Source organism: Arthrobacter sp. NPDC080086 (assembly GCF_040702285.1).
The window spans coordinates 57,835-83,047 of record NZ_JBFBKP010000003.1; the positions used below are offsets into that span (position 1 = coordinate 57,835).

The 25,213-nt window shown below is 64.6% G+C and carries 21 protein-coding genes; 7 read left to right on the forward strand and 14 right to left on the reverse strand.

The annotated features are described in order from the left end of the window. Positions 1 to 7: 7 nt before the first annotated feature. The 10 genes from AB0305_RS02460 to AB0305_RS02505 all read right to left on the reverse strand — a co-directional run bounded on the left by AB0305_RS02460 (position 8) and on the right by AB0305_RS02505 (position 9,009). On the reverse strand, positions 8 to 934 hold the full coding sequence (locus AB0305_RS02460) for a type II secretion system F family protein (protein ID WP_366171167.1): 927 nt from the start codon (positions 932 to 934) through the stop codon (positions 8 to 10). Then, on the reverse strand, positions 927 to 2,291 hold the full coding sequence (locus tag AB0305_RS02465) for a CpaF family protein (protein WP_366171169.1): 1,365 nt from the start codon (positions 2,289 to 2,291) through the stop codon (positions 927 to 929). Before AB0305_RS02465 ends, AB0305_RS02460 begins: the two co-directional genes overlap by 8 nt. Then, positions 2,288 to 3,634 (reverse strand): CpaE family protein, encoded by a 1,347-nt coding sequence (locus AB0305_RS02470; RefSeq protein WP_366171171.1) that lies wholly within the window; start codon positions 3,632 to 3,634, stop codon positions 2,288 to 2,290. Before AB0305_RS02470 ends, AB0305_RS02465 begins: the two co-directional genes overlap by 4 nt. Positions 3,635 to 3,643: 9 nt before the next feature. Next, positions 3,644 to 5,029, reverse strand: a complete 1,386-nt coding sequence (locus AB0305_RS02475; protein WP_366171173.1) for a type II and III secretion system protein family protein — start codon at positions 5,027 to 5,029, stop codon at positions 3,644 to 3,646. Continuing rightward, on the reverse strand, positions 5,022 to 5,957 hold the full coding sequence (cpaB, locus tag AB0305_RS02480; RefSeq protein WP_366171175.1) for a Flp pilus assembly protein CpaB: 936 nt from the start codon (positions 5,955 to 5,957) through the stop codon (positions 5,022 to 5,024). Before cpaB ends, AB0305_RS02475 begins: the two co-directional genes overlap by 8 nt. Positions 5,958 to 6,017: 60 nt before the next feature. Next, positions 6,018 to 6,485 (reverse strand): TadE/TadG family type IV pilus assembly protein, encoded by a 468-nt coding sequence (locus AB0305_RS02485; protein ID WP_366171177.1) that lies wholly within the window; start codon positions 6,483 to 6,485, stop codon positions 6,018 to 6,020. Between the two features lie 131 nt (positions 6,486 to 6,616). Next, positions 6,617 to 7,135: a prepilin peptidase gene (locus AB0305_RS02490; RefSeq protein ID WP_366171179.1), complete on the reverse strand. Its 519-nt coding sequence runs from the start codon at positions 7,133 to 7,135 to the stop codon at positions 6,617 to 6,619. A 4-nt stretch (positions 7,136 to 7,139) separates the two neighbouring features. Then, entirely contained in the window at positions 7,140 to 7,319 is a 180-nt protein-coding gene (locus AB0305_RS02495; protein ID WP_366171181.1) for a Flp family type IVb pilin, read from the reverse strand. Positions 7,320 to 7,378: 59 nt separating this feature from the next. Continuing rightward, on the reverse strand, positions 7,379 to 7,558 hold the full coding sequence (locus tag AB0305_RS02500) for a Flp family type IVb pilin (RefSeq protein WP_366171183.1): 180 nt from the start codon (positions 7,556 to 7,558) through the stop codon (positions 7,379 to 7,381). 359 nt (positions 7,559 to 7,917) lie between these two features. Beyond that, positions 7,918 to 9,009, reverse strand: a complete 1,092-nt coding sequence (locus AB0305_RS02505; RefSeq protein WP_366171185.1) for a collagen-like triple helix repeat-containing protein — start codon at positions 9,007 to 9,009, stop codon at positions 7,918 to 7,920. A 491-nt stretch (positions 9,010 to 9,500) separates the two neighbouring features. Here AB0305_RS02505 and AB0305_RS02510 point away from each other — a divergent pair, with 491 nt between their 5' ends. From AB0305_RS02510 to AB0305_RS02530, 5 genes are all read left to right on the forward strand, one after another. Continuing rightward, entirely contained in the window at positions 9,501 to 10,841 is a 1,341-nt protein-coding gene (locus AB0305_RS02510) for a collagen-like triple helix repeat-containing protein (protein WP_366171187.1), read from the forward strand. 182 nt (positions 10,842 to 11,023) lie between these two features. Then, on the forward strand, positions 11,024 to 12,790 hold the full coding sequence (locus AB0305_RS02515) for a ShlB/FhaC/HecB family hemolysin secretion/activation protein (protein WP_366171189.1): 1,767 nt from the start codon (positions 11,024 to 11,026) through the stop codon (positions 12,788 to 12,790). A gap of 125 nt (positions 12,791 to 12,915) precedes the next feature. Further along, the gene (locus tag AB0305_RS02520; RefSeq protein ID WP_366171191.1) at positions 12,916 to 14,175 is read left to right on the forward strand and encodes a helix-turn-helix transcriptional regulator; all 1,260 of its coding nucleotides are present in this window, start codon (positions 12,916 to 12,918) and stop codon (positions 14,173 to 14,175) included. Between the two features lie 272 nt (positions 14,176 to 14,447). Further along, on the forward strand, positions 14,448 to 16,535 hold the full coding sequence (locus AB0305_RS02525; protein WP_366171193.1) for an EAL domain-containing protein: 2,088 nt from the start codon (positions 14,448 to 14,450) through the stop codon (positions 16,533 to 16,535). A gap of 400 nt (positions 16,536 to 16,935) precedes the next feature. Continuing rightward, complete coding sequence (locus AB0305_RS02530; RefSeq protein ID WP_366171195.1) at positions 16,936 to 17,244, forward strand: H-NS histone family protein; 309 nt, start codon at positions 16,936 to 16,938, stop codon at positions 17,242 to 17,244. A gap of 107 nt (positions 17,245 to 17,351) precedes the next feature. On the opposite strand, the gene AB0305_RS02535 is transcribed toward AB0305_RS02530, so the two are convergent. The 4 genes from AB0305_RS02535 to AB0305_RS02550 form a co-directional block, all read right to left on the reverse strand. After that, a complete protein-coding gene (locus tag AB0305_RS02535; protein ID WP_366171197.1) occupies positions 17,352 to 18,893 on the reverse strand; it encodes a methyl-accepting chemotaxis protein in 1,542 nt (513 codons plus the stop codon). A 155-nt stretch (positions 18,894 to 19,048) separates the two neighbouring features. After that, positions 19,049 to 20,461, reverse strand: a complete 1,413-nt coding sequence (locus tag AB0305_RS02540; protein ID WP_366171199.1) for a PAS domain-containing protein — start codon at positions 20,459 to 20,461, stop codon at positions 19,049 to 19,051. A gap of 43 nt (positions 20,462 to 20,504) precedes the next feature. Further along, positions 20,505 to 21,530, reverse strand: coding sequence for a UDP-glucose 4-epimerase GalE (gene galE, locus AB0305_RS02545; RefSeq protein WP_366171201.1), 1,026 nt, complete (start codon positions 21,528 to 21,530; stop codon positions 20,505 to 20,507). 219 nt (positions 21,531 to 21,749) lie between these two features. Next, on the reverse strand, positions 21,750 to 22,709 hold the full coding sequence (locus AB0305_RS02550) for a tyrosine-type recombinase/integrase (protein WP_366171203.1): 960 nt from the start codon (positions 22,707 to 22,709) through the stop codon (positions 21,750 to 21,752). A 115-nt stretch (positions 22,710 to 22,824) separates the two neighbouring features. On the opposite strand from AB0305_RS02550, the gene AB0305_RS02555 reads away from it, so the two are divergent. Together AB0305_RS02555 and AB0305_RS02560 are read left to right on the forward strand one after the other, a co-directional pair. Next, complete coding sequence (locus AB0305_RS02555) at positions 22,825 to 23,001, forward strand: hypothetical protein (protein WP_366171205.1); 177 nt, start codon at positions 22,825 to 22,827, stop codon at positions 22,999 to 23,001. A gap of 135 nt (positions 23,002 to 23,136) precedes the next feature. Then, complete coding sequence (locus AB0305_RS02560; RefSeq protein ID WP_366171207.1) at positions 23,137 to 25,173, forward strand: NADPH-dependent 2,4-dienoyl-CoA reductase; 2,037 nt, start codon at positions 23,137 to 23,139, stop codon at positions 25,171 to 25,173. Positions 25,174 to 25,213 lie beyond the last annotated feature (40 nt).

Consider the following 25,213-nt stretch of genomic DNA (forward strand, 5'->3'; position numbering starts at 1 on the left):
TGCGCCCCTACACCGACTTCGCCAACTTGGCCAACGCCAGCGCACCGATCACTTCCAGCCCAAACGCGGCCATGATCAGTGTGCGCCCGAACGGGTCATGCCACATCGACAGCACATACGCCGCGTTAGACATGATGATCAGCCCGCCCACCACCAGCGGCAGCAGCCCTAGCACCCAGGCGGACAGGCGCGTCTCAGCCGACAGTGCCATCAGCTCGCGCTGCGCTTGCTGGCGATCGCGCATGAAGGCGGCGGTACGCTCCATCACGATGTCGGCGCGTCCGCCATAGCGCAGCGACAGCCGCAATACCGAGGCCAACATCACCAGCTCGTTCACGCGGTACTGCTGCCCGACGGCCAGCACCGCGGCATCAAGATCCTTGCCGGCGCGCTGCATCTGCGTGGTGGAGGCCAGGCAATTGCGCAGCGGCGGCTCGGTGTTGGCGCTGGCCGCCTGGAATGCCGCCGGCACCGCACTGCCGATGCTCATCAGTCGCACCACGCCGTCCAGAAAACCAGGCAATTGCATCAGCAAGCGCTCGTTGATGCGGCGGGTGCGGTTCCAAAACAGGAAGCCTGCGATGACCGCATACAGCGCCAGCGCCGTCACGGCCGACAGCAACCCCGCCACCGCCCACGCCACCAGCGCCAGCAGCGCGGCGGGCACAAACAACAACGTATAGAAGCGGCGATTGGGCTCGATATCGGCGCGGCGCAGGGCATCGTTCCACACGCGGTGCAGCGTGTCAGGCACGCCCGTCGGCACGGGCTCTGCGTTGGCCTGGTAGCGCGCGTTGATCTGGTCGGTCTGCGCGCGCACGAACGCACGCGATGCCTCACGCTCGCGGCGGCGCACGGCTTCGGCCCAGAGCATCAGCCCACCGCCCAACAGCAGTAATGCAAGGCAACCGAGCCAGAGCGCCTGGTTAGACATGGAACCGGCCTCCGCCGCCGAATCCTCCGCCCAGGCCTCCCCCGCCCATGCCGCCATCCATCCCCGCATTACGCATGCGTGCCAGCTTGGGCGAGTGTGGCTGCAAGCCAAGCGCTGTCCAACGATCCACCTCCTCGCCATCGGGGCCGACATACGGCTCGTAGCGATACAGCTCTTGCGTGGAGATGATGTTGTCCCCCAGCCCGGTAATTTCCGTGACCGACAGGATGCGCCGCTTGCCGTTGGACAACCGCCCGATCTGCACGATGAAATCGATGGCGTTGGTGATCTGCCGGCGCAAGCTCACCTCGCTGCCCTGGAAGCCCGCAAAGCCCGCCAGCATTTCCAGCCGATACAGGCATTCACGCGGGCTGCTGGCGTGGATGGTGCCCATCGATCCATCGTGGCCGGTGCTCATGGCCTGCAGCATTTCCAGCACTTCGCCGCCGCGCACTTCGCCCACGATGATGCGGTCTGGTCGCATGCGCAGGCTGTTGCGCAGCAGGTCGCGGATCGTCACCACGCCGGTGCCCTCAAATCCACCGGGCCGGCTTTCCAGGCGCACCACATGCGGATGATTGAGCGACAGTTCGGCCGTGTCCTCAATGGTGATCACGCGTTCGGTGACGGGAACGTGGTACGCCATCGCATTGAGCAGCGAGGTCTTGCCCGAGCTGGTGCCGCCGCTCACCAGGATGTTGCAGCGCGCGCGCACCGCCGCCTCGATCAACGCGCCGATCTCCTCGTTCATGGTGCCGAGGCTGAGCAGGTCTTCGGGCTTGAGCGGGTCTTTGCGAAACTTGCGGATCGACACCACCGGCCCTTCCAGCGCCAGCGGCGGAATCACCACATTGATGCGCCCGCCATCGGGCAAACGCGCATCCACCATCGGGTTGGATTCATCCAGCCGCCGGCCGATGGGCGCCAGGATGCGGCGCACGATGCGCAGCAGGTGGTTGCCGTCGGAAAAGCGCACCGGAATCCGCTCCAGCACGCCATGCCGCGACACATACACATCCATGTGGCCGTTGACGAGGATGTCTTCCACCGCCGGGTCGCTCAGCAGATCTTCCAGCGGCCCAAAGCCCGCCAGCTCCTTGGTCAAGGCCTCCGCAATCTGCCGCACCTCCGTCTCGTTGACGGGGATGCGGCGCATGCGCGTAAAGCCTTCAACTTCCAGATCGACAAAGCGCTGAATGGCCGTGCGCGACCAGCGTCCGAACTCCGCGCCCAGCTCTTCAATGCGCGTGAGCAGGTGCTCGTGGGCGGCTTCCTTGATGTCATGAAAAGTCTGCGAAACGGCAAACACGCCGTTGCCCGCATCTTTCTGATTGGAGAACTCGATGGGCTGTGTCATGTCGCGTTCCGTTCAGGTGTGCCGCCGCCGACATCCAACTCAGCAGCGTCGGCAGATTTGCGTTTGAGGCGTCCTCCCAGGCGATTACTCAAACGGACGCGGGCCTGGGCCATCCAGTTCGATACGCCTGCTGCGCGCTCGCTCTGCTGGGCGTAGCCCATCGTTTGGGCGATCTGCGCCAGCGCGCGCACGTAGGCGTCGGTGGGGTGGGTTTCCGCCAACACAGCGCCCTGGTTGGACGCCACCACCAGCGACTGGCGGCGGCTGGGTACCGTCAGCACAGACGGGATCTCCAACCGCTCGGCAATCTGCGCCGCGTCCAGCGACAAGCGCGTGTCGAACTTCGAGATCAGCAGGTGCAGATGGTCGCGGTCGATCTCGCGTTTTTTGAGTTCCTGCATCAGCTCCGCCGCCGACACGATGGCGCCCACGCTCTGTTCGGTCACCAGCATCACGTCGTCGGCGGCCTTGACCAACTGCGCGATGAAGTCGATGTTGTTGAAGCCGCCGAGGTCCACAACCTGCAAGTCGAAGAACGTGCGCAGACGGTTGAGCAACCCCAGCGCTTCGGAGAACGAGATGTCGCGCATTTCCGCCAGCGAAATCGGTAGCGGCAGCACGGCCAGCCCATTCGGATGGCGCGACAGTGCGGTCTGCACGAACACCTGGTCGAAACGGCGCAGGTTGCGCACGGCCTCCACAAAGTGGAAGTTCGCTTGCACGTTCATATAGAGCGCGCCGTCGCGCAGCGGCTGGCCCAGGTCGAGCAGCATCACGTCGCTGGCAGAGGTGCGGCGCACCAAGGTGGCCAGGTTGGTGGCCAGCGTGGTGGCGCCCACGCCGGGGCGCGCACCGAGAATCGCCACCACGCGACCACGGCGCGTTGGCTCGGCGGAGGCGCGCTCGGCCAGCAGCCGCCGCACCACGCGCACAGCCTCGGCAGGCGCACCTTCCACATCAACGAAATCCTTCACCCCGGCGCGCAGCGCAGCCAACATGGCGCGGCCATCGGAAGCCGCCCCCACCGCCACCAGCGGCAAGCCGGGAAACAAGCGGGCCAACTCGGCCACCAGTTGCGTGGCCTCGCCAATGGCGTCGGCGCCTTCGCCCAGTTTCTGGTCTCGCTCGGCCACATCAATGTGCACGGGGGACGAGGCAAAGCGCACGAACACCACTTCGGGGTTCACCGCGCCAATCTGCTCGATAAAGGCATCATGGCCCGCGCTCTCGGCCACCAGCACACCCAGCTCGCGGATGGCGCCGGCCAGCCAGCGGTGCGCGGCCACCGCCGGTGCATCGCCCTGCTCACCATGCGCGCCACCGTGCAGGAGGAAGTAGTCCATGCCGGCCCCTTAGCGCGAGAAGCCCGGCATGGTGGCCGGATCCGCAATGCCCAGGGCGAACGGACGCCACACCGGCGCGCCCGCACGGTCGCGGTCCCGCCCCTCGGTCTGGCCCGGCAGCATCTTGTCGATGGGGGCGTTGCGCGCCATCGGCTTGACCAGATGCGGCGTCACGATGATCACCAGTTCGCGCTCTTCCTGGTTGTAGTTCACGCGCTTGAAGAACGTCCCGATGATCGGCACGTCGCCCAGAAACGGCACCTTGTCGAGGTTCGACAACGTGGAGCGGCTCACCAGCCCGCCGATGACGAAGCTCTCGCCGTCGCCCAGCTCCACCATCGTGTCTGCACGGCGCGTGACGATGGCCGGCACAGTGGCACCGTTGAGGGTGATACCCCGGCTGAAGTCAAGGTCACTCGCCTCCGGTGCGACTTTCAGCGCAATGCGGTTTTCCGACAGGATGGTGGGCGACACCGTCAGCCCGATCCCGAACGGCTTGTACTCGATGGTGGTGGTGCCAAGCGCCTGCGGCACGGGAATCGGGATCTCGCCGCCGGCCAGAAAGTTGGCACTCTGCCCCGACAGCGCCACCAGGCTTGGCTCGGCCAGCACGCGCGCCATGCCGTTCGATTCGATCAGGCTCAGATCGGCAAAGATGCCCTTGCTGAACGACGAGATCAGCAGGTTGAACGCCGAGCTGACAGGCATGGTCGACTGCGTCGTCAGGCTGTTGTTGGTCACGCTGAACTGCGTGAGCGATGACGGCGCAAAGCTGCCGAACGTGAAGCCCCCGCGCGTGCGCGTGAAGGAAAAGCCGGCCTGCTTGAGCACGGTCTTGCTGAACTCCACCACGCGCACATCCACCTGCACGGTGCCGGGCACGTTCAGCGTCGTGTTGTCGATGATGTTGCCGTCCTTCGGCTTTTCCGCACCGCTGGCCGCTGCCGCCGCGCGCCGCGCGCGGGCCAGTGCATACACATCCTTTGGTCGACCGGACACGACGGCGGCATCGCCCTGCGCGTTGACATCCGGGTCCCCAGGCTGGGGCGCCGCCGCATCCACCTGCACGTTGTACGTGATAGCCGTACCACCCTGCGTCCACACCATCACGCTGGCCGCGCCGGGCTTTTTGGCGATGATCAGCAAGCTGCTGGCCGCACCTCGGCCCTTGAGCAGCAACGCGTCGGCCACGTCCGGGTTGCCGATGGCGATGCGCTCCAGCGGTTTGCCCAGGCGAATCTCCCGCTGGCTGCCTGTCAGCAGGTGCAACGCCTGTCCACTGGGCGCACTCGGCGCCGTCTCGGCAAACGCCGTCGACACGAATGCCGCGCAGCCAAACGCAAGCGCGCCCATCCAACCGCCCGCCCAACCACGATTTACGGCGGCTTCAGTCATGTTGCTCCTCACGTTTTCCTGCGCGGATGATTTCAACGCCGCCGGCAGACGGGCTGCGCACGGTGCTGCGCGCGGCGGTCGCCACCGGAAGCGGCGGAATTTGCACGGGCTGCACGGATTGGAGTCGGCGCGGCTCGCCCGTGACGCTCGTGATCGACACGCCGGCTTGCGCCACATCCAGCGGGTTGCGGTTGGCCGTGGCCAGCAGGGCGGCGTCCTGCGGCTTGACGGTCGGCTCGGCATCATCGGCCGGGTTGCGCAGCGCCAGCAGCAAGCGGCCCGATTGATGCGCCATCGCCAGCCGGCTCACGGCCTCCACCGGCACCGAGAGCACGGCCGTCTTGGCCGGTTCCACCTTGCGCGTCATGGCGCCGCCTTCCTGCGGTTTTTGCGGGCCCTCGTTCAGGGCCACGGCACCAAACGCCAGCACACGCAGATGCGGCAGCAGCAGTTTGGCCACGCTACCGTCGATCTCCTGCCCATCGCGACGCGTGACGAAGAACACGTCAACGTAGTCGCCAGGCTCCACGCGGTTGCCCACGCCGATGACTTCATCCACCGTGATCGCCACCGCGCGCTGGCCGGGCGTCACCTGCAGCGCCAACCCCGACGACAGTTGCGAGCCAATGAGCGGTACGCCGCCACCCAGCGCGACAATCGGCTCACGGCCAATCACCTGTGCAACGCCAGAGAAAGAATCGGTCGGGTTGATCGGCAGCAACGCTACCTCCACCGCATCGCCGGTGATGGGCTTGCCGGCCTCCAATGGCTTGGTGGTGACGACGACCGGGTACAGCGTCTTGCCGTCTTCCCGCACAGTCACCGGTGCAGGCGGCGGCTTGTGGGCGCTGCGCCAGGCCACTGCACCCAGGATGGCAGCAAGCAGCAGCAGCGCAGCGGCAAAGATCTGGAGGTGTTTGCTGGTCATCGGGGCGGTGTGTCGATGCAGTCGATGGAAGAGATGGGCGGGCGGCAGCGCATCGGCGCACTACGTGCTGGGCACGAGTTGCACCACCGCAGACCCCGTCAGCGCTGACGGCACCGGCAGCAGCGGAATGGAGGGCAAGAGCGGGTTCGTGCCCGTGGTGACCGGCAGGGTGAGCACCACGCTCAGGCATTGCATGCTGGTGATGGTCGGACACGTCACCAGTGGTGCACCGCTCTGGTTGGTGGTGACCTGCGAACTGATGAATGACGGCAGCGCGGCAGTCGCGGCCGTATAGGCGGCGGCAACGCGTTGCGTGTTGGAAGGCTGGTAGCGCAAGGCGGCACGGGCGCCTTCTTCGGCGGCCAGCGTCAGCACCTGCTGCATGGCAAAGATCAGGCCGTAGTACGTGATGCCCAACATCAGCGTGAGCAAGACCGGTAGCACCACCGCAAACTCGATGGAGACAGCGCCCGAGCTACCGCGCCGGCACGCCTGGTGGCGCGCCCGTTCCCGTTGTCCTGTCGGCATGGCCGATCCCCTCTCTTAGCGTACGGCCGCTTGTGCGGCTCTGATTCAACCTGTCTGCATGGGCGGGCGGCGTCTCCAGTGCCGTCTCAACCACCGTTGTCTTGGTGGGCGGTCCAGGCCCCTTCAGGCGCCTAGCGCAGCCATGGCAGGGCCAACAGTCCAATCGCCATATAAGCCGCATAGGGAATACCGCGCTGGCCCGCCTGCGCCGCGTCCCACCGAACCACGGCCGGGCACGCACGCATCAGCAACCACGCCGCCGGGCTTGCCGCATCCATGCGCCGCGCCACCACAATGAGCAGCCCGTGCAGCCCAGCCAGCAGGCTACCGACCACCCACACCGGCAACAGCCCGTGCCAGCCGCACAGCAGGCCCGCGACGGCAAAGAACTTGACGTCGCCCGCCCCCATCCACCGCAGCGCATACAACGGCAGATACACGGCAAACCCGATTGCGCCACCCAGCAGCGCGTCACGCCAATCCGGCGCCAAAGCCCGAACCGGGCCCAGCCCCATCAGCGCAACCGCCAGCACCAGGCCCGCCAGGACGAGCCAGTTCGGCACCCGCCGGGCGCGCAAATCAAACCAGATGGCAAGAACCGCGAAGGTTGCGACCGCCGCCCAGCCTGCGATGTCCGCAAGCTGAATCACGCCTTTACGACGTTTTGGCGGTCAGCAACTGCGTCTGGATGTACGAGAAGATCTTTCCGAGCTGCGTACCGATGTTGCCGACGGTAGCGATGATGCCGGCCGCGATCAGCCCAGCAATCAGTCCGTACTCGATAGCGGTAGCGCCCCGTTCGTCACGAACAAACTTCAGAATGGCTTGTTTCATGATGCTCTCCTGTATGCACTCACCCCCGGAGGGTGTTGTTGGTATAGGTCTTCGCTCGCTCACGACGTTTTGGCCGTGGCAAGTTGGGTATTGACGTAATTGAAGATGGCCTGCAGCTGTGTCCCGATGCTGCCAATGTTGACAATGATCGCCGCCGCGATCAGCCCCGCAATCAGGCCGTATTCAATGGCGGTCGCCCCATCCTCTTCGCGCAAAAAACGCGTGATGATCGTTTTCATGCCCGCTCCCTCACCCAAACTGCTTTGCTTTATGGCGTTACCCGGGGTGTCACGCATGTCACGTAACATCCCGTAACGCTTTTATAGGTGTGCAGCCCGCAACGGGAAATAACTCAAGTGAGGTACTTATGTTGAATTAGAATAACCCCTCTATTCATTTTTATTAGAAACCCTGCCAACCCCCTGAAATCTCATGGAAATCCCTTAATGATTAGCAGATTAGACCCATTATATGGGCGGGTAATCCATGAATGCCGGGGTTAGTCTGAACGCTCCCCACTCTCTGTCCAGGTCGAAAAAAGGATGCGCGAGCGACGGGAACGCGCCCGCGCACCTTCAAGAGCACAGACAGGTACTGCTCAGTGCGCCAGGTTGCCTACGCCGCCCAGCAAGTTCGTTACAGGGGCCAAGGGGTTGCTGCCCGACGTTCCACCCGTTGCGCTGGTCACGCCGCCGAGCGCGCTGGTGACAGGCGCCAGCGGGTTGGAACCGCCCGTCGCCCCACCCAAGCCACCCAGGCCGCCCAGCAGGCCCGTCAGGGGTGCCAACGGATTGCTGCCCCCGCCCGCGCCACCCACGCCGCCCAGCAAACCGCTCAGCGGGTTGCTGCCGCCGGAGCCGCCGGCCGTGCCAACGCCGCCGGCCAGCGCCACGGTGGTCCCCACCGAAGTCACGATGGGGCCCAGGCTGGACACTACCGGCGCGCCCGTCCCGGTAATGGTGGCACCAACGCCCGCCACGCCGTTGCCCACCGCGCCCAGCAGTGTGTTTGCCCCGCCGCCCAGACCGGTGGAATCGCCGGCCATTTGCGTGCCGCTGGTGACCTGCGTGGTGACCGGCACGATGGCCGAGCTGGCCTGTTGCGTGACCTGTTGCACCGCGCCGGAGGACAGCGCGCTACCCAGCAGCGTGCCGCCACCGATCAGCGCTTGGCCAACCTGCTGCACACCACCGCCCACCGGTTGCGTAATCGGGGCCAGCGGTGCGCCGGAACCTTGCCCCAGGCCCTGAACGAGCGAACCGGCGCTCACTGTGGCCCGCCCCACGTCGGTCACGACATTGCCAGTACTGGCGACGGTGGTGCCGATCGGATTCGGGTTCTGTCCCGTCTTGCCCAGGCCGTTTTGCACGCCCAGCCCCAGGTCGCTAATGGCCTGGCCGGTGTTAGAGACCGTGCCACCCAGCCCAGCCTTAGCCTGGTCGGACAGGCCAGGAATATTGGCGTTTTGCAGCGTGGTCCCCAGGCTGCTGACTGCCTGGCCCGTCGCCACCACCGTATTGCCGGTGCCGTTCGCGACCTTGCCGACCGGCGTCACGCCAGTCAGATCGTTCGGGCTCGGGTCTGGCGAGCTGCCGGAGCCGGAGCCCCCCGAAGAACAAGCCACAAGCAACAGTGCGGCAACAGCGCAAGCCAACGGCGCAACGCGGATGGCGTGTCGAGTGTGAGTCATGGTCCGTCCCCTTCTTGGAATGGTTGTGTTCCTGATGTCTGAGCTCGGTACTGCGGACAGCGGGCCCATTTCTGCAATTGCCATGCCAATCACGTTAGAACCCTTACTCAATTTTTAGGAAACCGCATTCTGATGAGGGTTTGCAGGCGCCTCTACGGGATAACCCCGCCCAGGAACGCGTCCGTTAGGACCCGAAAATCCGTGTTCGGGACGTTACGTTGTAACGTGACACGGAACACATTCCGTGCGACATAACCTCGAATACGCAAACGTTTCACTCCGACTTTGGTGGGGCAAGAAAATCCAATCTTTATGAAATCTTCATAATTCAGGGCGAGTTTCCGCATGAAAGTATCAAAACAACATAACCCATTACGCATGGCGAAATAATCTTGCCATGGCACACCGTTTGCAGAGTCCGCTGACCCAAATCGACATTGGGACCATTTTCCAGCTTCGAAAAAGCGGACTTTTAAAACGGGAGAACAACCATGAACAAGAACATCAAATGCTTGGCAGCCACCATGGCAAGCTTGCTGGTGCTGGGCGGTTGCGCCAGCTCGGGCTCGGGCGATCTGGGTAGCTCGCTGGGCGGTTCAAACGGTGGAGGCGGCTCGAACAACAACGCGGGCGGCGGCTCCACACCGAGCCCTTCTCCGTCCCCCTCGCCTTCTCCCTCACCGTCGCCGTCGCCCTCTCCGGCACCTTCACCTGCAGCGCTGACGCCGACCGGCGCTGTATTGAATAGCGCTGGCAATGTGGTCACCACCACCGGTTCGACCATCAGTGGTCTGGGCTCCGCCATCAAGAGCGCCCCGCTGCCGTCGCAACTCAGCGGCGTGCAAAGCGGTCTGGGCGGTGTGGTCGACAACCTCGGCACGACTGTGTCCGCGCTGGGCACCGGCGTGCAGAGCGGTCTGGGCAACATCCCCAACAGTTCCAATCCGGTCGGCACGACGGTATCGAGCCTCGGTAACGTCGTGACGGGCGCAGGCAACACCGTCACCAGTGCGGGCACGCTGGTCAACAACCTCGGGACTGGCCCGCTGGCGCCGCTGTCCCCGGTGACGACGCCTCTGGCCGGTGTGGTCACGCAGGTTGGCCAGGCGGTGGCGAATGGTGGCGGCACGCTCGGCACGGCGCTGTCGACTGGCCCGGTGGAACAACTCACGCAACAACTGAGCACGGCCATCGTTCCGCTCACATCGCAGCTCACCAATGCCACGCAAACCGCAGGTGCCACTACCAGCCTGGGCTCGCCGGGCAATACGCTGCTGGGCACCGTGGGCGGCGCCGTGGCCAATGGCGGCACCACCCTCACCAACACGCACGCGCCGGTGGTCAGCGGCCTGGGCGGCGTTGTCACCGCGGTCGGCAATACCGTTGGCGCGCTGGGCGGCGTGGCATATTCGCCCACGTCATCGCCGAGCAATCCGCTTGCGCCCATCACTGGCCTGTTGGGTGGCTTGGGTGGCGCGACGGGCGGCTCCAACCCGCTGGCGCCCGTCACCAGCGCGCTCGGGGGGCTGGGTGGCGCAACTGGTGGCGCCAGTCCGCTGGCGCCGATTACCAGCGTATTGGGTGGCCTGGGCGGCGCGGCCGGCAGCGGTAACCCCTTGGCACCGATCACCGGTGCGCTCGGCGGTCTTGGCGGCGCCACGGGCGGCAGCAGTCCGATCAGCGCAGTCACCGCGCCGGTCGGCTCTGTCGTCAGCACAGTCGGTTCGAGCGTGACGTCGACTGGCAGCACCACACCGCTGGCTCCGGTGACTGGGGTGGTCGGCGGGGTGCTCGGCACGGTGGGCGGCGTACTCGGCGGCACGCACCACTGATCGACAGACGGCGGACCCGCTTCAAGCCAAGCCGGTCCGCCGCTTGTTTTAAACACGCACGGACGCCGCGCAAAGCGACGTCTGTACTGGGCAAAGCCGCGCGGGACTACGTGCCATCGGTATCAACCATGGCCCGTTGCGCTGCGTGAACGTTGCTTCCATGTGATTTGTTGTAAAGCACCATGTCTCGCGGTTATCGTTTGATGCAGCGCGCGGCGATCGATGCGCGGCTTCGCTTCACGACAAACGAACACCCCATCACGGAGGAGACAGGCGTGCGGACCACCACCCTGCGGTTGGCCCTGGCCACGGGCGTTGCCCTGGCCCACCCGGCGTTGAGCTGGGCGCAAAGCAGCCCTACCCAAGGCAACCCGATCGATACACTGCCCAAGGTCGATACGTCTCGTCCGCCCCAGCAGAAAATTCAGGTGGAAGTTCAGCGGCCGAACCCGGCACTGGAAAATCTGCTCGCCACGCACCTCACGCCCACCAAATTCCAGATCGAAGGCGTGAAGACGCTGCCGTTTCCCGAGATCGCCGCGTACTTTGCGCCGCTCGCGGGGCATGACATCACCGTCGCGCAACTGCTGCAGGCAGCCAACGATGTGACCAAGCTGTATGCGGATCGCGGGTATCCGCTGTCGTTCGCCTTCGTGCCCGCACAGACGTTTGAAGGCGGCGTGGTGCGCGTGACCGTGGTGGAAGGTTATGTTGCGCGTATGCGCGTCGAAGGCACGCCCGGGCCGCTGGAGGGCCGCCTGCGCGAAATCGCGCAGCGCTTGATGGATGAAAAGCCCTTGCGCCGCGAGACCTTCGAGCGTGTGACCGGCGTGCTCGCGCAACAGCCCGGTGTGCAGATCACCGCGACCGTGCAGCCGCCCACCACCACCGATGGCGCGAGCGAACTGGTGCTCAACGTCAAGCGCCAGCCGTACACCATCGGCACGGGCATCGAATACCGCAAGCCTGGCGTGCGCGTCGTCATCACTGGCACGCTCAACAGCGTGACGCCGTTTGGCGAGCAGATCACCGTGTCCACGCTACAGCCGCGCGGGTCTGACCACGAAACGTTCTACTCCGCCACGTGGGCGCAACCGATCGGCACCGACGGGCTGCTGGCCAAGCTCTCCTGGTCGCACTATCGCGGCATGCCCGAAAACCTGCCGCTCGAGCAGCTCGGCTACCAGTCGCGCTATCTGACGGATACGCAGCGGCTGGGCCTGTCGCTCAGCTACCCCGTGCTGCTGTCGAACACGCGCAGCCTCACGCTCACCGGCACGTTCTACGGCAACGACGACAAGCAGCGCTATTCGCCGCAGAACACCGCCATCCCGCAAACCGAGCTTGACGCCAAGGTGCGCGTGGCCGGCGCCGAGGCGCTGTATACCGAAGTGAAACCCGGTGAGACGCGCCGCGCGTCTCTGGGCCTGTATCAAGGCATCAGCGGTCTGGGGGCGAGCAAGTCGCCCAACAACAATGTCGATCTGGGCTTTCTGCGTACACGCATGACCGCCAGCGAAGCGCACGACCTGCCCTTCGGTTTTGGCGTGGTGGTATCGGGTGCCGCGCAATACAGCGGCGCGGTGCTGCCGTCGTCGGAGCAGATCAGCTTTGGTGGGCGCTTCTTCGGCCTCGCCTATCCGGCTGGGGAGGTGGCGGGCGATCGTGGCTGGGGCGTGTCGGTCGAAATCAACCGCGCGTTTACGGTATCGATGGATTATCTGAAGACCGTGCAGCCCTACGTGCTGTATGACACGGCCAAGGTGTATTCGAATGCGGGCACACTGGTGCACGACCAGCTCGGTTCAATTGCACTTGGCGTGCGCTTTTCAGACCGGAAGTACTACACGCTGGACTTGGCCATCGCGCGCCCGGTGGGCGACAAGCCAATCAACAGCAGTTCGCGTGCGCTGCGCTTCAACGCCGCCTACACCTACCAGTTCAACTGAGGCAAGCGCTGAACACGTTAAGCTATTTTGTATATTTTTTATATTTTCAGCGCTGAAAGTCGGCCATACTCCCCTCTCGAGGGGGGGATACAGCACCGCCGGAATTTGGGAGCATCGCAAGCGGAATGTTAAGTTTCTCCAAAGATTTGCCGATTACTACAGAAGTCGCGCAGAACAACAACAATCAATACAGCGACAGCGGCGTCACGCCGCTACACAACGACGGCGAGGGGCCAAGCCCCCAGCCATCGCAATACGCACCGGGGGCCATCATGCTGCAACGTCTATCAGATGACGCAGAGTTCCACCGCCTCGTCGATACCATCTACGAAGCGGTGCTCGAACCTGCGCAGATGCCGATCGCTCTGGCCCTGCTTTCGATCTACGCCGGGGCCGAAAGCGCACATTATTTTGTTTGGGACAAACACACCGAGACGCCACGCCAGGGCGTGTCGTCGGGCTGGTGCGCGCAATGCCCGCAACCGGGCCAGTGCAATGCTTTCTGCCAGGATCCACAAATCCTAGGGGCACAGCCGGCTGACGATGCAGACGACGCCCCCGCCGATGCCATGACGCTGGTCGACACACCCGACCTGCGCGTCACGATGCGCCTGCGCACGCGCGACGGCGCGTCCGAAGTCAGCGCCATCGAGCGCGAACAGCGCCTGCAGCGCGTGCTGCCGCATCTGCAGCGGGCCGCGCGCATGCAACAGCGCAATCAGGAACTGAACGAACTCGCCGCGCTCGGCATGGCGGGGCTGGATACGCTGGACTTTGGCGTCATGGTCATCGAACGCACCATGCGCGTGAAATACGCCAACGCCTGGGCACGCACAATGGCCGCAGACGACGACCGTTTGTCGTTGGATGGCGGCAAATTGCATTCCGGCGACCATACGCACGACAGTGCGCTGCGCACGCTGATTGAAACGGCCGCGGGTTCCCTGGGCGTGCAAGGCGCAGCGGGCTCGTGGATGTATCTGGCACGCGACGGGCGCCCAGTGCCCTTTATCGCCACGCCGCTGGCACCTTCCGACGCCATGCGTTCGGGCTGGGCGTCGCCGCTGGCGTTGGTGCTGGTGGGCAATTCCGAAACCCGCTCGGTGATGGATGCTGGCGTGCTGGCCTCGCTATTCGGGCTCACCAATAAGGAATGCATCGTCGCCGCCCGCCTGGCTGCCGGCGAAACCCTACAGGAAATTGCCGAGCGCGAATTCCTCTCGCTGCATACCGTGCGGGTGCACATCCGCGACATCCTGCGCAAGACCGGCACCCACCGTCAGTCTGAGCTGGTGCGCCTGCTGCACCTGCTGCCCAGCGTCGACCTGGAGCGCGCCGGCGCAGCCACCCCAGCTTCGCGCCGTCGAGGCCGGCTGCACGCCTAAAACGTCGGGCTAGGCGCAATCCCCTGCGCCTGCTACTCACGTATACCCGAGTCACGTTCCGGCATTTGTTGCCGATGCATCTGGATAGGTGCGGAGCCGTCGCGTAGGCATTGATGCAATGCAACTCCGACGGTTTATCCCGACGCATTCTGTGAATAGCGCACAACAAGGTCGCTTTTTCGCTGCCTGAAACACCAGGCAATTGCGCTATCCTCGCCGCAAAACACAGACAGGCGCCGGTCTAATCGGGGGGCCGCGCCGAATGCGCTCGCATGCATAACGATTTCCATATTGCGCTGCTGCTGTTTGCGTGGGTGAGCACAGGCTTGACCACGTTTGCCGCACTAGACGCCGCGACACGTCTGCCGGGGGGCTCGACGATCGCAAAACGCCGCAACTGGCGCATTGCCTGCGCCGCCATCCTTGGGATTGGCTTGTGGTCCGGGCTCTGGCTTGCCCAGGTCGGCCTGCATCGCCAGGTTGGCGTGTCACTGGGGGCGCCCTTGCTGGGTAGCCTCATGACCGCACTAGCGGCTTCGGTCGCCACGTTCGCCGTGGTGTTGCCGGATGCCACATTCGGCACGCCAAGCCAACCCCTGCAACGGCGCGGCATTGCCATTGGCGCGACGGCACTCGGCATTGGCCTGCTGGTGCTGGAGCTTCAACTGGCACGTCCGTGGGCTCACGACGCAACACTTACGCTGCAGCGCACGCTGCTCAGCTATGGCGGCGGCACGCTTGTGCTGGCCGCGGGTGCCTCCCTGGCCATGTCGATGGCGTTCTATGCCCCGCCGGCACAGCGACGCGAGGCAGTTGGCCTGCGCGCACGCGCCGCGGCCGTATTGGCAACCTCCGCCGTCTTCTCGCTGATGATCTGGCCGTCCATCACAACGTGGTCGGCCGACGAACCGACCGCGCACGTCGTCCCGACCATCATGCTGAGCGCAGGTGGCGTACTGCTCGCGCTGGGCTTGCACGCGGTGCTGATCATGCTGGAAACCCGCGTCGATTCCACGCAGGCGCACCTTGCCGCATCGTTGGCGCGCGTGGCGAGCCAGCCGCAGGTTCCGCAGCATCACGACGCGCTCACCGGTCTGCCGAACCGCCTGCAGCTGCGCCAGGCACTCGACAGCGCCATCGTCTCCGCCACGCGACGCGGGCGCCCTTTCGCGCTGTTCTATCTAGACTTGGACAACTTCGCGCAGATCAACGAGCAGCACGGGCACAACGCAGGCGATCGCGTGCTGCAGATCATTGCGGAGCGCCTGCGCCAAACCGTGCGCGGCGAAGACACCGTCGCCCGCCTCGGTGGCGATGAGTTCGGCATCCTGGTCGAAGGCCTGGCGCTGCCGGAGGCGGCCGCGACCATCGGCGACAAGCTGCTGTTCCGGCTGCGTGAATCCGTGGAGATTGACGGCCGCCGCGTGCGCGCCACGGCCAGCATCGGCGTGGTGATCCATCCACACAACGGCGCGACGGCTGACGCGCTGCTCGAACACGCCGACGCCGCCATGTTCGACTGCAAGCAGTCTGCCGGCAACGCCTACCGCTTTTTCGAACCGCGCCTGAACACCACCGCGCACCGCGTGCTGCAGATTCAACGTTCGCTCTCGCACGCGGCGCTCAACGGGCAGCTGTCGGTGTACTACCAGCCGAAGTTCGACGCCCGCACGCGGGCCATGATCGGCGCCGAGGCCCTGCTGCGCTGGAATCATCCGGAGCTTGGCCCGGTGTCGCCGGCTGAGTTCATCCCGCTGGCCGAGCGCACCGGCACCATCGTTGAACTGGGCGACTGGGTGGTGGAGGAAGTCTGCCGCCAAATCATGCATTGGGATGCCGCCGGCATGGCCCCGCAGCGCATCGCCGTGAATCTCTCGCCACGTCAATTTCAGCAGCCCGACCTCGTGCAACGGCTGTCGCAGATCCTGCACCGATATCACGTGTCGGCGCACCGTCTGATGTTCGAGATTACGGAAACCGCCGCCATGCGCGATGCCAGCCAGAGCATTGCCGCAATCCGGCAGATTCAATCGCTCGGTTTTGAAGTCGCCATCGACGATTTCGGCACCGGTTACTCCAGCCTCAGCTATCTGCAGCGCTTCCGCGCCCAGCAGATCAAAATCGATCGGGCATTTGTCAGCGCGCTCGACGACAACCCGCCCGAAGCCGCCGCCATCATCCGCGCCATCTGCGCAATGGCGCATTCATTGGAAATGACGGTCGTGGCAGAAGGCGTGGAAACCGAGGCGCAAATGCAAGCCCTGATCCATCTGCATTGCGATCAGGTGCAAGGCTATCTGCTGGCACGCCCGCTACCCGCCCAAGCATTTCAAGACTGGATGAATTTACAGGCCGCCTGACGGCGTTGGCACAGAAAATGCGCCATTTTGATGCATGGCGTAAAACCTTTCGCCAACCTTTCAACTCAGCGCTTGAAAACATTACCGTGCCACCCGCCTGCATTGCGGGGGCAATGAAGCAATCACATAAGAAAATTGTGTACGAATTGTGCAGGCGCAGCAGTTTGTCTTCATTGTCTCAACAATGCATCAAAGACTGAAAAATCTTCACCTGTTCACGAATCCCTATTCGGCGCAAAGCCAGGTGCCATCAGGGTTTTTGGCTCAACGCGCCGCACATGGAATGCAACTGTAAACATTAGGTCTTAACGGAATTCATAGCTCACATGAAAGTCGTTATAATGCCGTGGGCTACGGGGAGCGTGCCCATGTTTCAATGGCAAAAATTGAGGAATCCATAATGTCGACTTACAAGGAAATTGTTCAGAAGATCTCTGAACTGCAGCGCCAGGCCGATGAACTCCGGGCGAATGAACAGGCGGCCGTGATCGCCGAAATCAAGCAGAAGATCGTGGAATACGGCCTGACCGCCGATGACCTCGGTTTTGGCAGCAAGGCCGGCGTGGTTTCGAAAAAGGCTGGCCGCAAGGTGCCCGTGCGTTATCGCGACAACAACGGCAATACCTGGACGGGCCGCGGCAAGCGCCCGGGCTGGTTGGTCAAGGAGTTGTCGTCAGGCCGCAAGGTGGAAGATTTTCTGGTCGCCTGAGCCGCAGCAAGCAGCACCTCCGAGACTGCACATAGAGGCGTCCGGAAACCACAAAAGAGCAAGGCCGGCATATTTGCCGGCCTTGTGCATTTTGGGCGTACGCGCGGTTATACCTGGAAGCGCCCCACTGCCGTGCGCAGGATTTGCGCCTGCTCTTCCAATGACAGCGCCGCCGCTGCGGCCTGTTCGACCAGCGCCGCATTCTGTTGCGTCACCTCGTCCATCTGATTGACGGCCTGGTTGACCTGTTCGATGCCCGAGCTTTGTTCATCCGACGCAGCCGAAATTTCGCCCATGATGTCCGTCACGCGTTTGACGGCGGTCACCACCTCTTCGATCACGGCGCCGGCTTCCTGCACCAGCGCCGAGCCGTTCTGCACGCGGCCCACCGAATCGCCAATCAGTTCCTTGATCTCCTTGGCCGCCCCCGCCGAGCGCTGTGCAAGGCTGCGCACTTCGCCTGCCACCACGGCAAAGCCGCGGCCCTGCTCGCCTGCACGGGCCGCTTCCACGGCGGCGTTCAGCGCCAGGATATTGGTCTGAAACGCAATGCCCTCGATCACGCCGATGATGTCCGCAATCTTCTTGCTGCTTTCGTTGATGCCCGACATGGTCTCGACCACACGGCCCACCACCTCGCCGCCCTTGACCGCAATGTCCGACGCATTCACCGCCAGCGTGCTGGCCTGACGCGCGTTGTCGGCGTTCTGCTTCACGATGCTGGTCAGCTCTTCCATGCTGGAAGCGGTTTCCTCCAGCGAGCTGGCCTGCTGCTCCGTGCGCTGCGACAAGTCGGCATTGCCGGCCGCGATCTGTTTGGTTGCACTGGCAATGGAATCGGCCGAGGTCTTGATATGGCCGATCGTGCCCGTCAGCTCGCGCTGCATCTGCGCCATGGCGTAGAGCATGCTGTCCTGATCACCTGCACGCGTTTGCACGTGCATGGCGAGATCGCCCTTGGCGATGCGCGCGGCAATATCCGCCGCGTAAGCCGGCTCACCACCCAGCTGACGCTGGACACCGCGCGTGAGCGTGACCACCACCAGCGTCATCAGCAGACCCACCCCGACCAGCAACCCGAGCGCTTGCACCAGCGATGCGTGGAACGCCGCTTCAACGTCGTCGATATACAGGCCGGTGGTCATGGACCAATCCCACGGCTCGTAGTAGGCGACGTAGGTCAGTTTGGGTTCAGCCTTGTCGCTGCCGGGCTTCGGCCAGAGATAACGCACGAACCCGCCGCCGGCCTTGGCCGTGCGCGCAATATCCGCGAACAGGTGCGTGCCGGCAGGGTCGGTGACGGCCGACATGTTCTTGCCGACCATCTCCGGCTTGAAGGGGTGCATGACCGACACGGTATCGCTGTGCGACAGCGAGAAATAGCCGTCGGTGCCGTAGCGCATGTCCTTGAGGCGGGCCATGGCTTGTGCCTTGGCCTCGTCCACCGACATCTTGCCGTCCTGCGCGAGTTGGGCATATTCCTTGATCACGCTGAATGCCGTTGCGCTGACGTTCTGGAGATCGCGCTGTCGCTCCTCCATGCGCACCGTGCGCGCGCTCCACGCGCTCCACAGCGCGATCACCAGCAGACACGCCCAGCTCAGGACGAGCGGCAGCCACAGCTTCTGTCGAAGCGTCAGTCGATTCATTTTCCTTCCCTCCATGCGTTTTGTGTCCGCGTCGTGCGCGGTGCTCCCCGGCGCGATTGCACGCGCTCTCTATGCGCTAACGGGCAGATGGAAAGGAAACTTGAATGCGCCTTGGGCTAACGGCCTCTGGCGCGCGATTGACAGCCTTGGCAGCTTTAACGCAAGGCGTTGGGATTGATGCTGGGCAATGCGGCGTCGACGGTGGCCGCGGGTTCCGTCACTGCAGGCGTTGGTTGTTGCTCGTGCTCCAGCGGCGACCACGATTCCCACAACCCCTGGCGCCGGATTGTCTCGGGCGCAGCCGAAGCCATGGCGACTCCTGCCGAGGCAACGTCCGCCCCAACGGGCTTTTCTGCCTTTTCTGTCTTTTCGGCCACGAACTCGACATGCGAGCCCGCCATGCGCACGGCACGACCGCCGGCATCACGCGATGCCACGCCGTGCGCCACCATCTGACGGTAGCTGCCATCCTTGTGCCGCATACGGAACCGCGCCGTGTAGGCTGGCGCGCTGCCATCCACATGGGCCTGAATACGGTTCAGCACCATCGGCAGATCATCAGGGTGCACCAGGCGCAGATATTCGCTGGTGCTTGGCCCGACCTCTTTGAGCGAGTAACCCAGCATGGCAGCAAAGCGCGTGGAAAACTGCGCGCTGCGCGTCACCAGATCGAACTCCCACAAGCCCACGTCGGCGCCGTCCAGCAACAACTGATGGCGCGCCGACAGCTCAGCCTCACGCTGGCGATAGCTTTGCTCCAGGTCGTTGAGCGCCTGCATGGTTTCCTTGCGCCGGCGGATTTCACGTGTGGTGACGGCAGCAGCAGCATCACCCGCCGCACGATCCCGATAGCCGAGCAGGTAACCAGCCAGCACGGAGGCAACCGCGCCCAACATCACGAGCCCTTGCAGCCAAGCCGGCGCGCTCTGCGTGGAAGCTGGCGCAATGTTGGCCAATGACGCGGCGTACACGGCGCCGACCGTCAGCCCAATGCCGAACAGCACGCTCACAAACAGGCTGACGACCGGGCGACGCGCCGCCACACCCGATGCGCCGGAACGCGCCGCGAAGGCAAACTGCAACGCAGCAGCACAGGCGATGGCCGACAGCGCCATGACGATGCCGAACAGCCCCGCATCCTGCCACGCCACCGAATCAAAGCGCGCCACACCTGCGAGCAACAACACCGTCACCGGCCCACTCACACTGAGCAGCACGCCCAACACCAGCGCACGCGCCGTTCCCGCGCGGCCGCCCAGCACGCACCACAGCGCCGCCACTGCCAAGCTCCAGGCAAACGCGGCCAGCGCCATCACGTATGGGGTCGTGTCGTCTTGCAGCGGCCAATGCCTGATCAGCGGCAGCAACGGCACCGTCCACAACGCGATCGCCGAGAACAGCGCTGTCATGACCAACGGCAAGCGCGTGCGCATCGCCGTCGCACTGAGCAGACCGTCCAGCAGACGCAGCAACAGGTTGCCCGCGCCGCATGCCACGATCAAAGGCAGCAGCGCGCCCATGAGTGTGCTGACCAGATGATCAAGATGATCGACGAGCGCCGCGTTCACTGCAGGAGGTCTCCGGTGTCGGATGCGTCAGAAAACCGATGCATCAGCCGCGCGTCTGAAAACCCTCGGGGTTCATGCTTTGCCAGCGCCAGGAGTCTTCGCACATGCGCTCGATGCCGTACTGTGCGCGCCAGCCCAACAGCGTAGCGGCGAGCGCCGGGTCGGCATAGCAGGCGGCAATATCGCCAGGGCGGCGGTCGACGATCTGATACGGAATCGGGCGGCCGCTCGCGCGTTTGTAGGCCTCCACCACTTCCAGCACCGAGTAGCCGCGGCCTGTGCCGAGGTTCACGGTAAAGCCACGGCCATCGCGGCGCAGTGCATCCAGAGCCGACAAGTGCCCGCGCGCGAGGTCCACCACGTGGATGTAGTCGCGCACGCCGGTGCCGTCTGGCGTGGGCCAGTCGCCGCCGTAGACGGAGAGTTTCTCGCGCTTGCCCACGGCCACCTGCGCCACATACGGCATCAGGTTGTTGGGGATGCCGCGCGGGTCTTCGCCGATCAGCCCGCTGTGGTGCGCGCCCACCGGGTTGAAATAGCGCAGATAGGCGATCTGCCAGGCGGCGTTGGAAATCTCCAGATCGCGCAGCACCTGCTCGCCCATCACCTTGGTCTGGCCGTACGGGTTGGTGGCGGACAGCGGAAACGATTCGGTAATTGGCACCGTATGCGGATTGCCATACACCGTGGCCGACGAACTGAACACCAGCTGGCGCACATTCGCATGCGCCATGGCAGCGCACAGCGTCACCAGCCCGCCCATGTTGTTGTCGTAGTAAGCCAGCGGCTTCTGCACCGACTCGCCCACTGACTTGAGCGCCGCAAAGTGGATGACGGCCGAGATGCGCGTGCTGGCAAACAGATCGTCGAGCAGGCGGCGGTCACGCACGTCGCCCTGCACAAACTTCGGCGTCTTGGCGGTGATCTGTTCAATGCGCGACAGCACCGTCGAGCTGCTGTTGCAGAGGTTGTCCAGCCCAATCACCTGATAGCCCGCATCCAGCAGTTCAACCCAGGTGTGCGAGGCGATATAGCCGGTGGCGCCGGTCAGCAGAATGGTTTCGGTCATTGGGTGCGAGGTATCGAGGAGGAAGAGAGTTCTGTCGTGCCGGTTCGAGCGCGGCATCGGGTTGCACCGCACCAAAGCCTCCGGCGCGATGAAACAGCGCGATCATAGCAAAGCACCGCATGGATTTGCGGGCGATGTGCCGCAAAAACGTGCGGAAAAACGGCGCGATGAAACGGTGTCTGCGCTGGCAGCCCTTGGGTTGCCCGATGGGCGGTCCGATCACTCGCCCGATCGGGGGCCCACCCGGCCGTCCGGGTGCGCAGCGGCCTGCCAGTCAGCATAGGCAGCACGCAACCGCCAGGCCGAGGTCTGGTCACGCAGGCCCAGCGCGTACCCCACTTCAGCGGGGGCTGCGCCGGCATCGAACAACGCGGCCGCATAGCCATTGCGCAGCGTCTGCGGCGAGAGCCGTTCGTTGCGGTGCGTCAATGCCGGGAGCGCCGCAAGCCACGCCTCCACCCTCCGATAGATGGAAGCCGCATGCATGACCCGCCCGCCCGCGTCAGCCACGAACACGCGTTCGCCTTGCACCTCAGCATGCCGACGTACCGCCAGCCAAGCCGCCAGCGCAGGGCGGGCCGCCTCCAGCAACGGCGCCTGATACGTCGGTCCGCGCGCAGGCTCAACCGTGATGGTCTCCAGCGCATCCCCCACCTGGCGGAGCAACAGCGACTGCACCTGCGCCACCTTCAACCCCGCGCCATGACACACCGCCACCAGGGCCCGGTCACGTGCCAGCTTGAAGGCGCTGGCATTGGCCGCCGCCTCATTCCCGCCAGCGCCAACCTCCAACGACGCCTCGATAGCCTCCCGCTCGACAACGGAAAGAAACGTGGTCGGGTCGTTCTCACCTTCCGCCAGTTTTTGCTGCACGACCGAGCTGGCAGGGTTGTGCGTACCCGTGCGCGACTGCTCGATCTGGTGGAAAACACGTTCGATCAGCCGGGCATAGCGGTAGCGGTGCAGCTTGGTCAGGCCCGATTCGTCAAGGAAGGCGGCGATATCGCCCGCGCTCCAATCGGCCAGCGCGCGCTGGCGCGACTCGGCCCAGCGCAGCCATTTGCGCCACATCGCGCGGTACACCGTTGCCGACGACTCGCGGTAACCGCGCGCTGCCAGCCAATGTTCGAAGGCCTGCGCAGGCTGGTCTGCCCAGTCCTGCAGGCTGGGCTGAAACAAGTCGGGGACCGGCGTGGCGGGCGGTGTAAAAGCGGGCGGCATGCAGGAAAAACGGGGCGGGGGATGGTGTTTCGCGTATCCTGCCGAGCGTAACACGCCATTATCCGACCCCATCGTGAAGAAAACCGACCTCGAAAAGCTCAAGGGCCTGAAGATCGCCAACAACCTCAAGCGCGACAGCCAGCGCGCCGGCAAGCCCGGCCAGGGCAGCGGCAAGGCCATCCCCCAGAACAACAAACTGCTGAAGGCGCTGCTCGGCAAGCCCGCCGAAGACGACTCGCAAAAGTCCTGACGTCCTGACGCGCACCCCACACATCTAGGGTCTATTCCCATATGGGAACAGACCCTAGAACCCTGCCCTGTTGTTCCAACGGGCGCTTGGGTGCTACCGTCCGGCGCGTTTGCCACATCACGTGATGCGCCGGATATGCCCTCCCCCTACCCTCACCTGCTTAGCCCCCTCGACCTCGGCTTCACCACGCTCAAGAACCGCGTGCTGATGGGCTCGATGCATACCGGGCTGGAAGACGGCAATCACTTCGGTCGCCTTGCCGCTTACTTTGCCGAGCGTGCGCGTGGCGATGTCGGCCTGATGGTGACCGGCGGCTTTGCGCCCAACATCGCCGGGTGGACCAAGCCGTTTGCCGGCCGCCTGGCTACGCATGGAGCGGCACGTCGCCACCGCGCCGTCACCCACGCCGTGCACGAAGAAGGCGGCAAGATCGCGCTGCAGATTCTGCATACCGGCCGCTACGGGTATCACCCGTTTGCGGTGGCGCCGTCTGCATTGCGCTCACCCATCAGCCCATTCACGCCGCGCGAATTGTCGGCGCGCGGTATCGAGCGGCAGATCCGCGCATTCGTGCGCTGCGCCCAACTGGCCCGCGAAGCCGGCTATGACGGCGTGGAGATCATGGGTTCGGAGGGCTACTTCATCAACCAGTTCCTCGTCACCCACACCAACAAGCGCACCGACGACTGGGGCGGCAGCTACGCCAACCGCATGCGCCTGCCGGTGGAGATCGTCCAGCGCACGCGCGAGGCGGTCGGCAAAGACTTCATCCTCATCTATCGCCTGTCGATGATCGACCTGATCCCGGACGGCAGCTCGTGGGAAGAAGTCGTGCAGCTCGCCAAGGCGGTGGAGCGCGCGGGCGCCACCATCATCAACACCGGTATCGGCTGGCATGAGGCGCGCATCCCGACCATTGCGACGAGCGTGCCGCGTGCAGCTTTTGCGTGGGTGACGAAACAGATGAAGGGCGAGGTCGGCATTCCGCTGGTCACATCCAACCGCATCAACACGCCCGAGGTGGCGGAGGCTGTGCTGGCCGAGGGTTACGCCGACATGGTCTCGATGGCGCGCCCGCTGCTGGCCGACGCGGATTTCGTGCGCAAGGCGGCCGCGAACCAGGCGCAGGACATCAACACCTGCATCGCCTGCAATCAGGCCTGCCTGGACCACGCATTCAAGGCCAAGGTCGCGAGTTGCCTGGTCAACCCGCGTGCGTGCCATGAAACGGAGCTTGTCATTCGCCCCGCCCCTGCGAAGCGGCGCTTTGCGGTGGTGGGCGCAGGCCCGGCAGGCTTGTCAGCGGCCATCACGCTGGCGGAGCGCGGGCATGCGGTCGACTTGTACGACGCCGCGCCGGAACTCGGCGGCCAATTGAATATGGCCAAGACGATTCCGGGCAAAGAAGAGTTTCACGAGATGCTGCGCTACTTCACGCGCCGGGTGGAGGCGACGGGCGTGACGCTGCGGCTGGGCGCGCGCGTGGATGCGCAGCAACTGCTGGCGGACAAGTACGACGAGATCATCGTCGCGACCGGCGTATCGCCGCGCAACCCGAAGATTCCGGGGCAGGAGCATCCGAGCGTGCTGTCGTATATCGACGTGCTGCGCCACCGCAAGCCGGTGGGCAAGCGCGTGGCGATTGTCGGTGCGGGCGGTATCGGCTTTGACGTGGCGGAGTTCCTCGCGCTCGATGGCCACTCGCCCACGCTGGATTTGCAAACCTGGCGGACCGAATGGGGCGTGGGTGACCCGACGCAGGTGCGCGGCGGTGTGGATGGCATCCGCCCGCAACCCGAGGCGCCCGCACGCGACATCACGCTGCTGCAGCGCCGCGCCGGCAAGCTGGGCGCGGGGCTGGGCAAGACCACCGGCTGGATCCACCGCACCAGCCTGAAAAACATGGGCGTGCGCATGGTGGGCGGCGTCAACTACGAGCGCATTGGCGACGAAGGCCTGCTGGTGAGCTATGGCGACAAGCGCGAAGACGCCGAATGGCTGCCGGTCGATTCCATCGTGCTCTGCGCCGGCCAGGAGCCAATGCGCGAGCTGGTCGAGCCGCTGCAGGCGGGCGGCGCGAAGGTACACGTCATTGGCGGCGCAGACGAGGCGCGCGAACTCGATGCCAAGCGCGCCATCGACCAAGGGACGCGTCTGGCCGCATCGCTTTGATATGGCTGTGACGCCCACGGCGCGGGCGGTGTGAAGGAAT

Coding starts and splice junctions, on each gene's coding strand:
- cpaB (WP_366171175.1), bottom strand. CDS start 5,957: ATGACCAGCAAACACCTCCAGATCTTTGCCGCTGCGCTGCTGCTGCTT.
- AB0305_RS02500 (WP_366171183.1), bottom strand. CDS start 7,558: ATGAAAACGATCATCACGCGTTTTTTGCGCGAAGAGGATGGGGCGACC.
- AB0305_RS02485 (WP_366171177.1), bottom strand. CDS start 6,485: ATGCCGACAGGACAACGGGAACGGGCGCGCCACCAGGCGTGCCGGCGC.
- AB0305_RS02495 (WP_366171181.1), bottom strand. CDS start 7,319: ATGAAACAAGCCATTCTGAAGTTTGTTCGTGACGAACGGGGCGCTACC.
- AB0305_RS02465 (WP_366171169.1), bottom strand. CDS start 2,291: ATGACACAGCCCATCGAGTTCTCCAATCAGAAAGATGCGGGCAACGGC.
- AB0305_RS02530 (WP_366171195.1), top strand. CDS start 16,936: ATGTCGACTTACAAGGAAATTGTTCAGAAGATCTCTGAACTGCAGCGC.
- AB0305_RS02535 (WP_366171197.1), bottom strand. CDS start 18,893: ATGAATCGACTGACGCTTCGACAGAAGCTGTGGCTGCCGCTCGTCCTG.
- AB0305_RS02515 (WP_366171189.1), top strand. CDS start 11,024: ATGTCTCGCGGTTATCGTTTGATGCAGCGCGCGGCGATCGATGCGCGG.
- galE (WP_366171201.1), bottom strand. CDS start 21,530: ATGACCGAAACCATTCTGCTGACCGGCGCCACCGGCTATATCGCCTCG.
- AB0305_RS02470 (WP_366171171.1), bottom strand. CDS start 3,634: ATGGACTACTTCCTCCTGCACGGTGGCGCGCATGGTGAGCAGGGCGAT.
- AB0305_RS02460 (WP_366171167.1), bottom strand. CDS start 934: ATGTCTAACCAGGCGCTCTGGCTCGGTTGCCTTGCATTACTGCTGTTG.
- AB0305_RS02505 (WP_366171185.1), bottom strand. CDS start 9,009: ATGACTCACACTCGACACGCCATCCGCGTTGCGCCGTTGGCTTGCGCT.
- AB0305_RS02560 (WP_366171207.1), top strand. CDS start 23,137: ATGCCCTCCCCCTACCCTCACCTGCTTAGCCCCCTCGACCTCGGCTTC.
- AB0305_RS02520 (WP_366171191.1), top strand. CDS start 12,916: ATGTTAAGTTTCTCCAAAGATTTGCCGATTACTACAGAAGTCGCGCAG.
- AB0305_RS02475 (WP_366171173.1), bottom strand. CDS start 5,029: ATGACTGAAGCCGCCGTAAATCGTGGTTGGGCGGGCGGTTGGATGGGC.
- AB0305_RS02510 (WP_366171187.1), top strand. CDS start 9,501: ATGAACAAGAACATCAAATGCTTGGCAGCCACCATGGCAAGCTTGCTG.
- AB0305_RS02525 (WP_366171193.1), top strand. CDS start 14,448: ATGCATAACGATTTCCATATTGCGCTGCTGCTGTTTGCGTGGGTGAGC.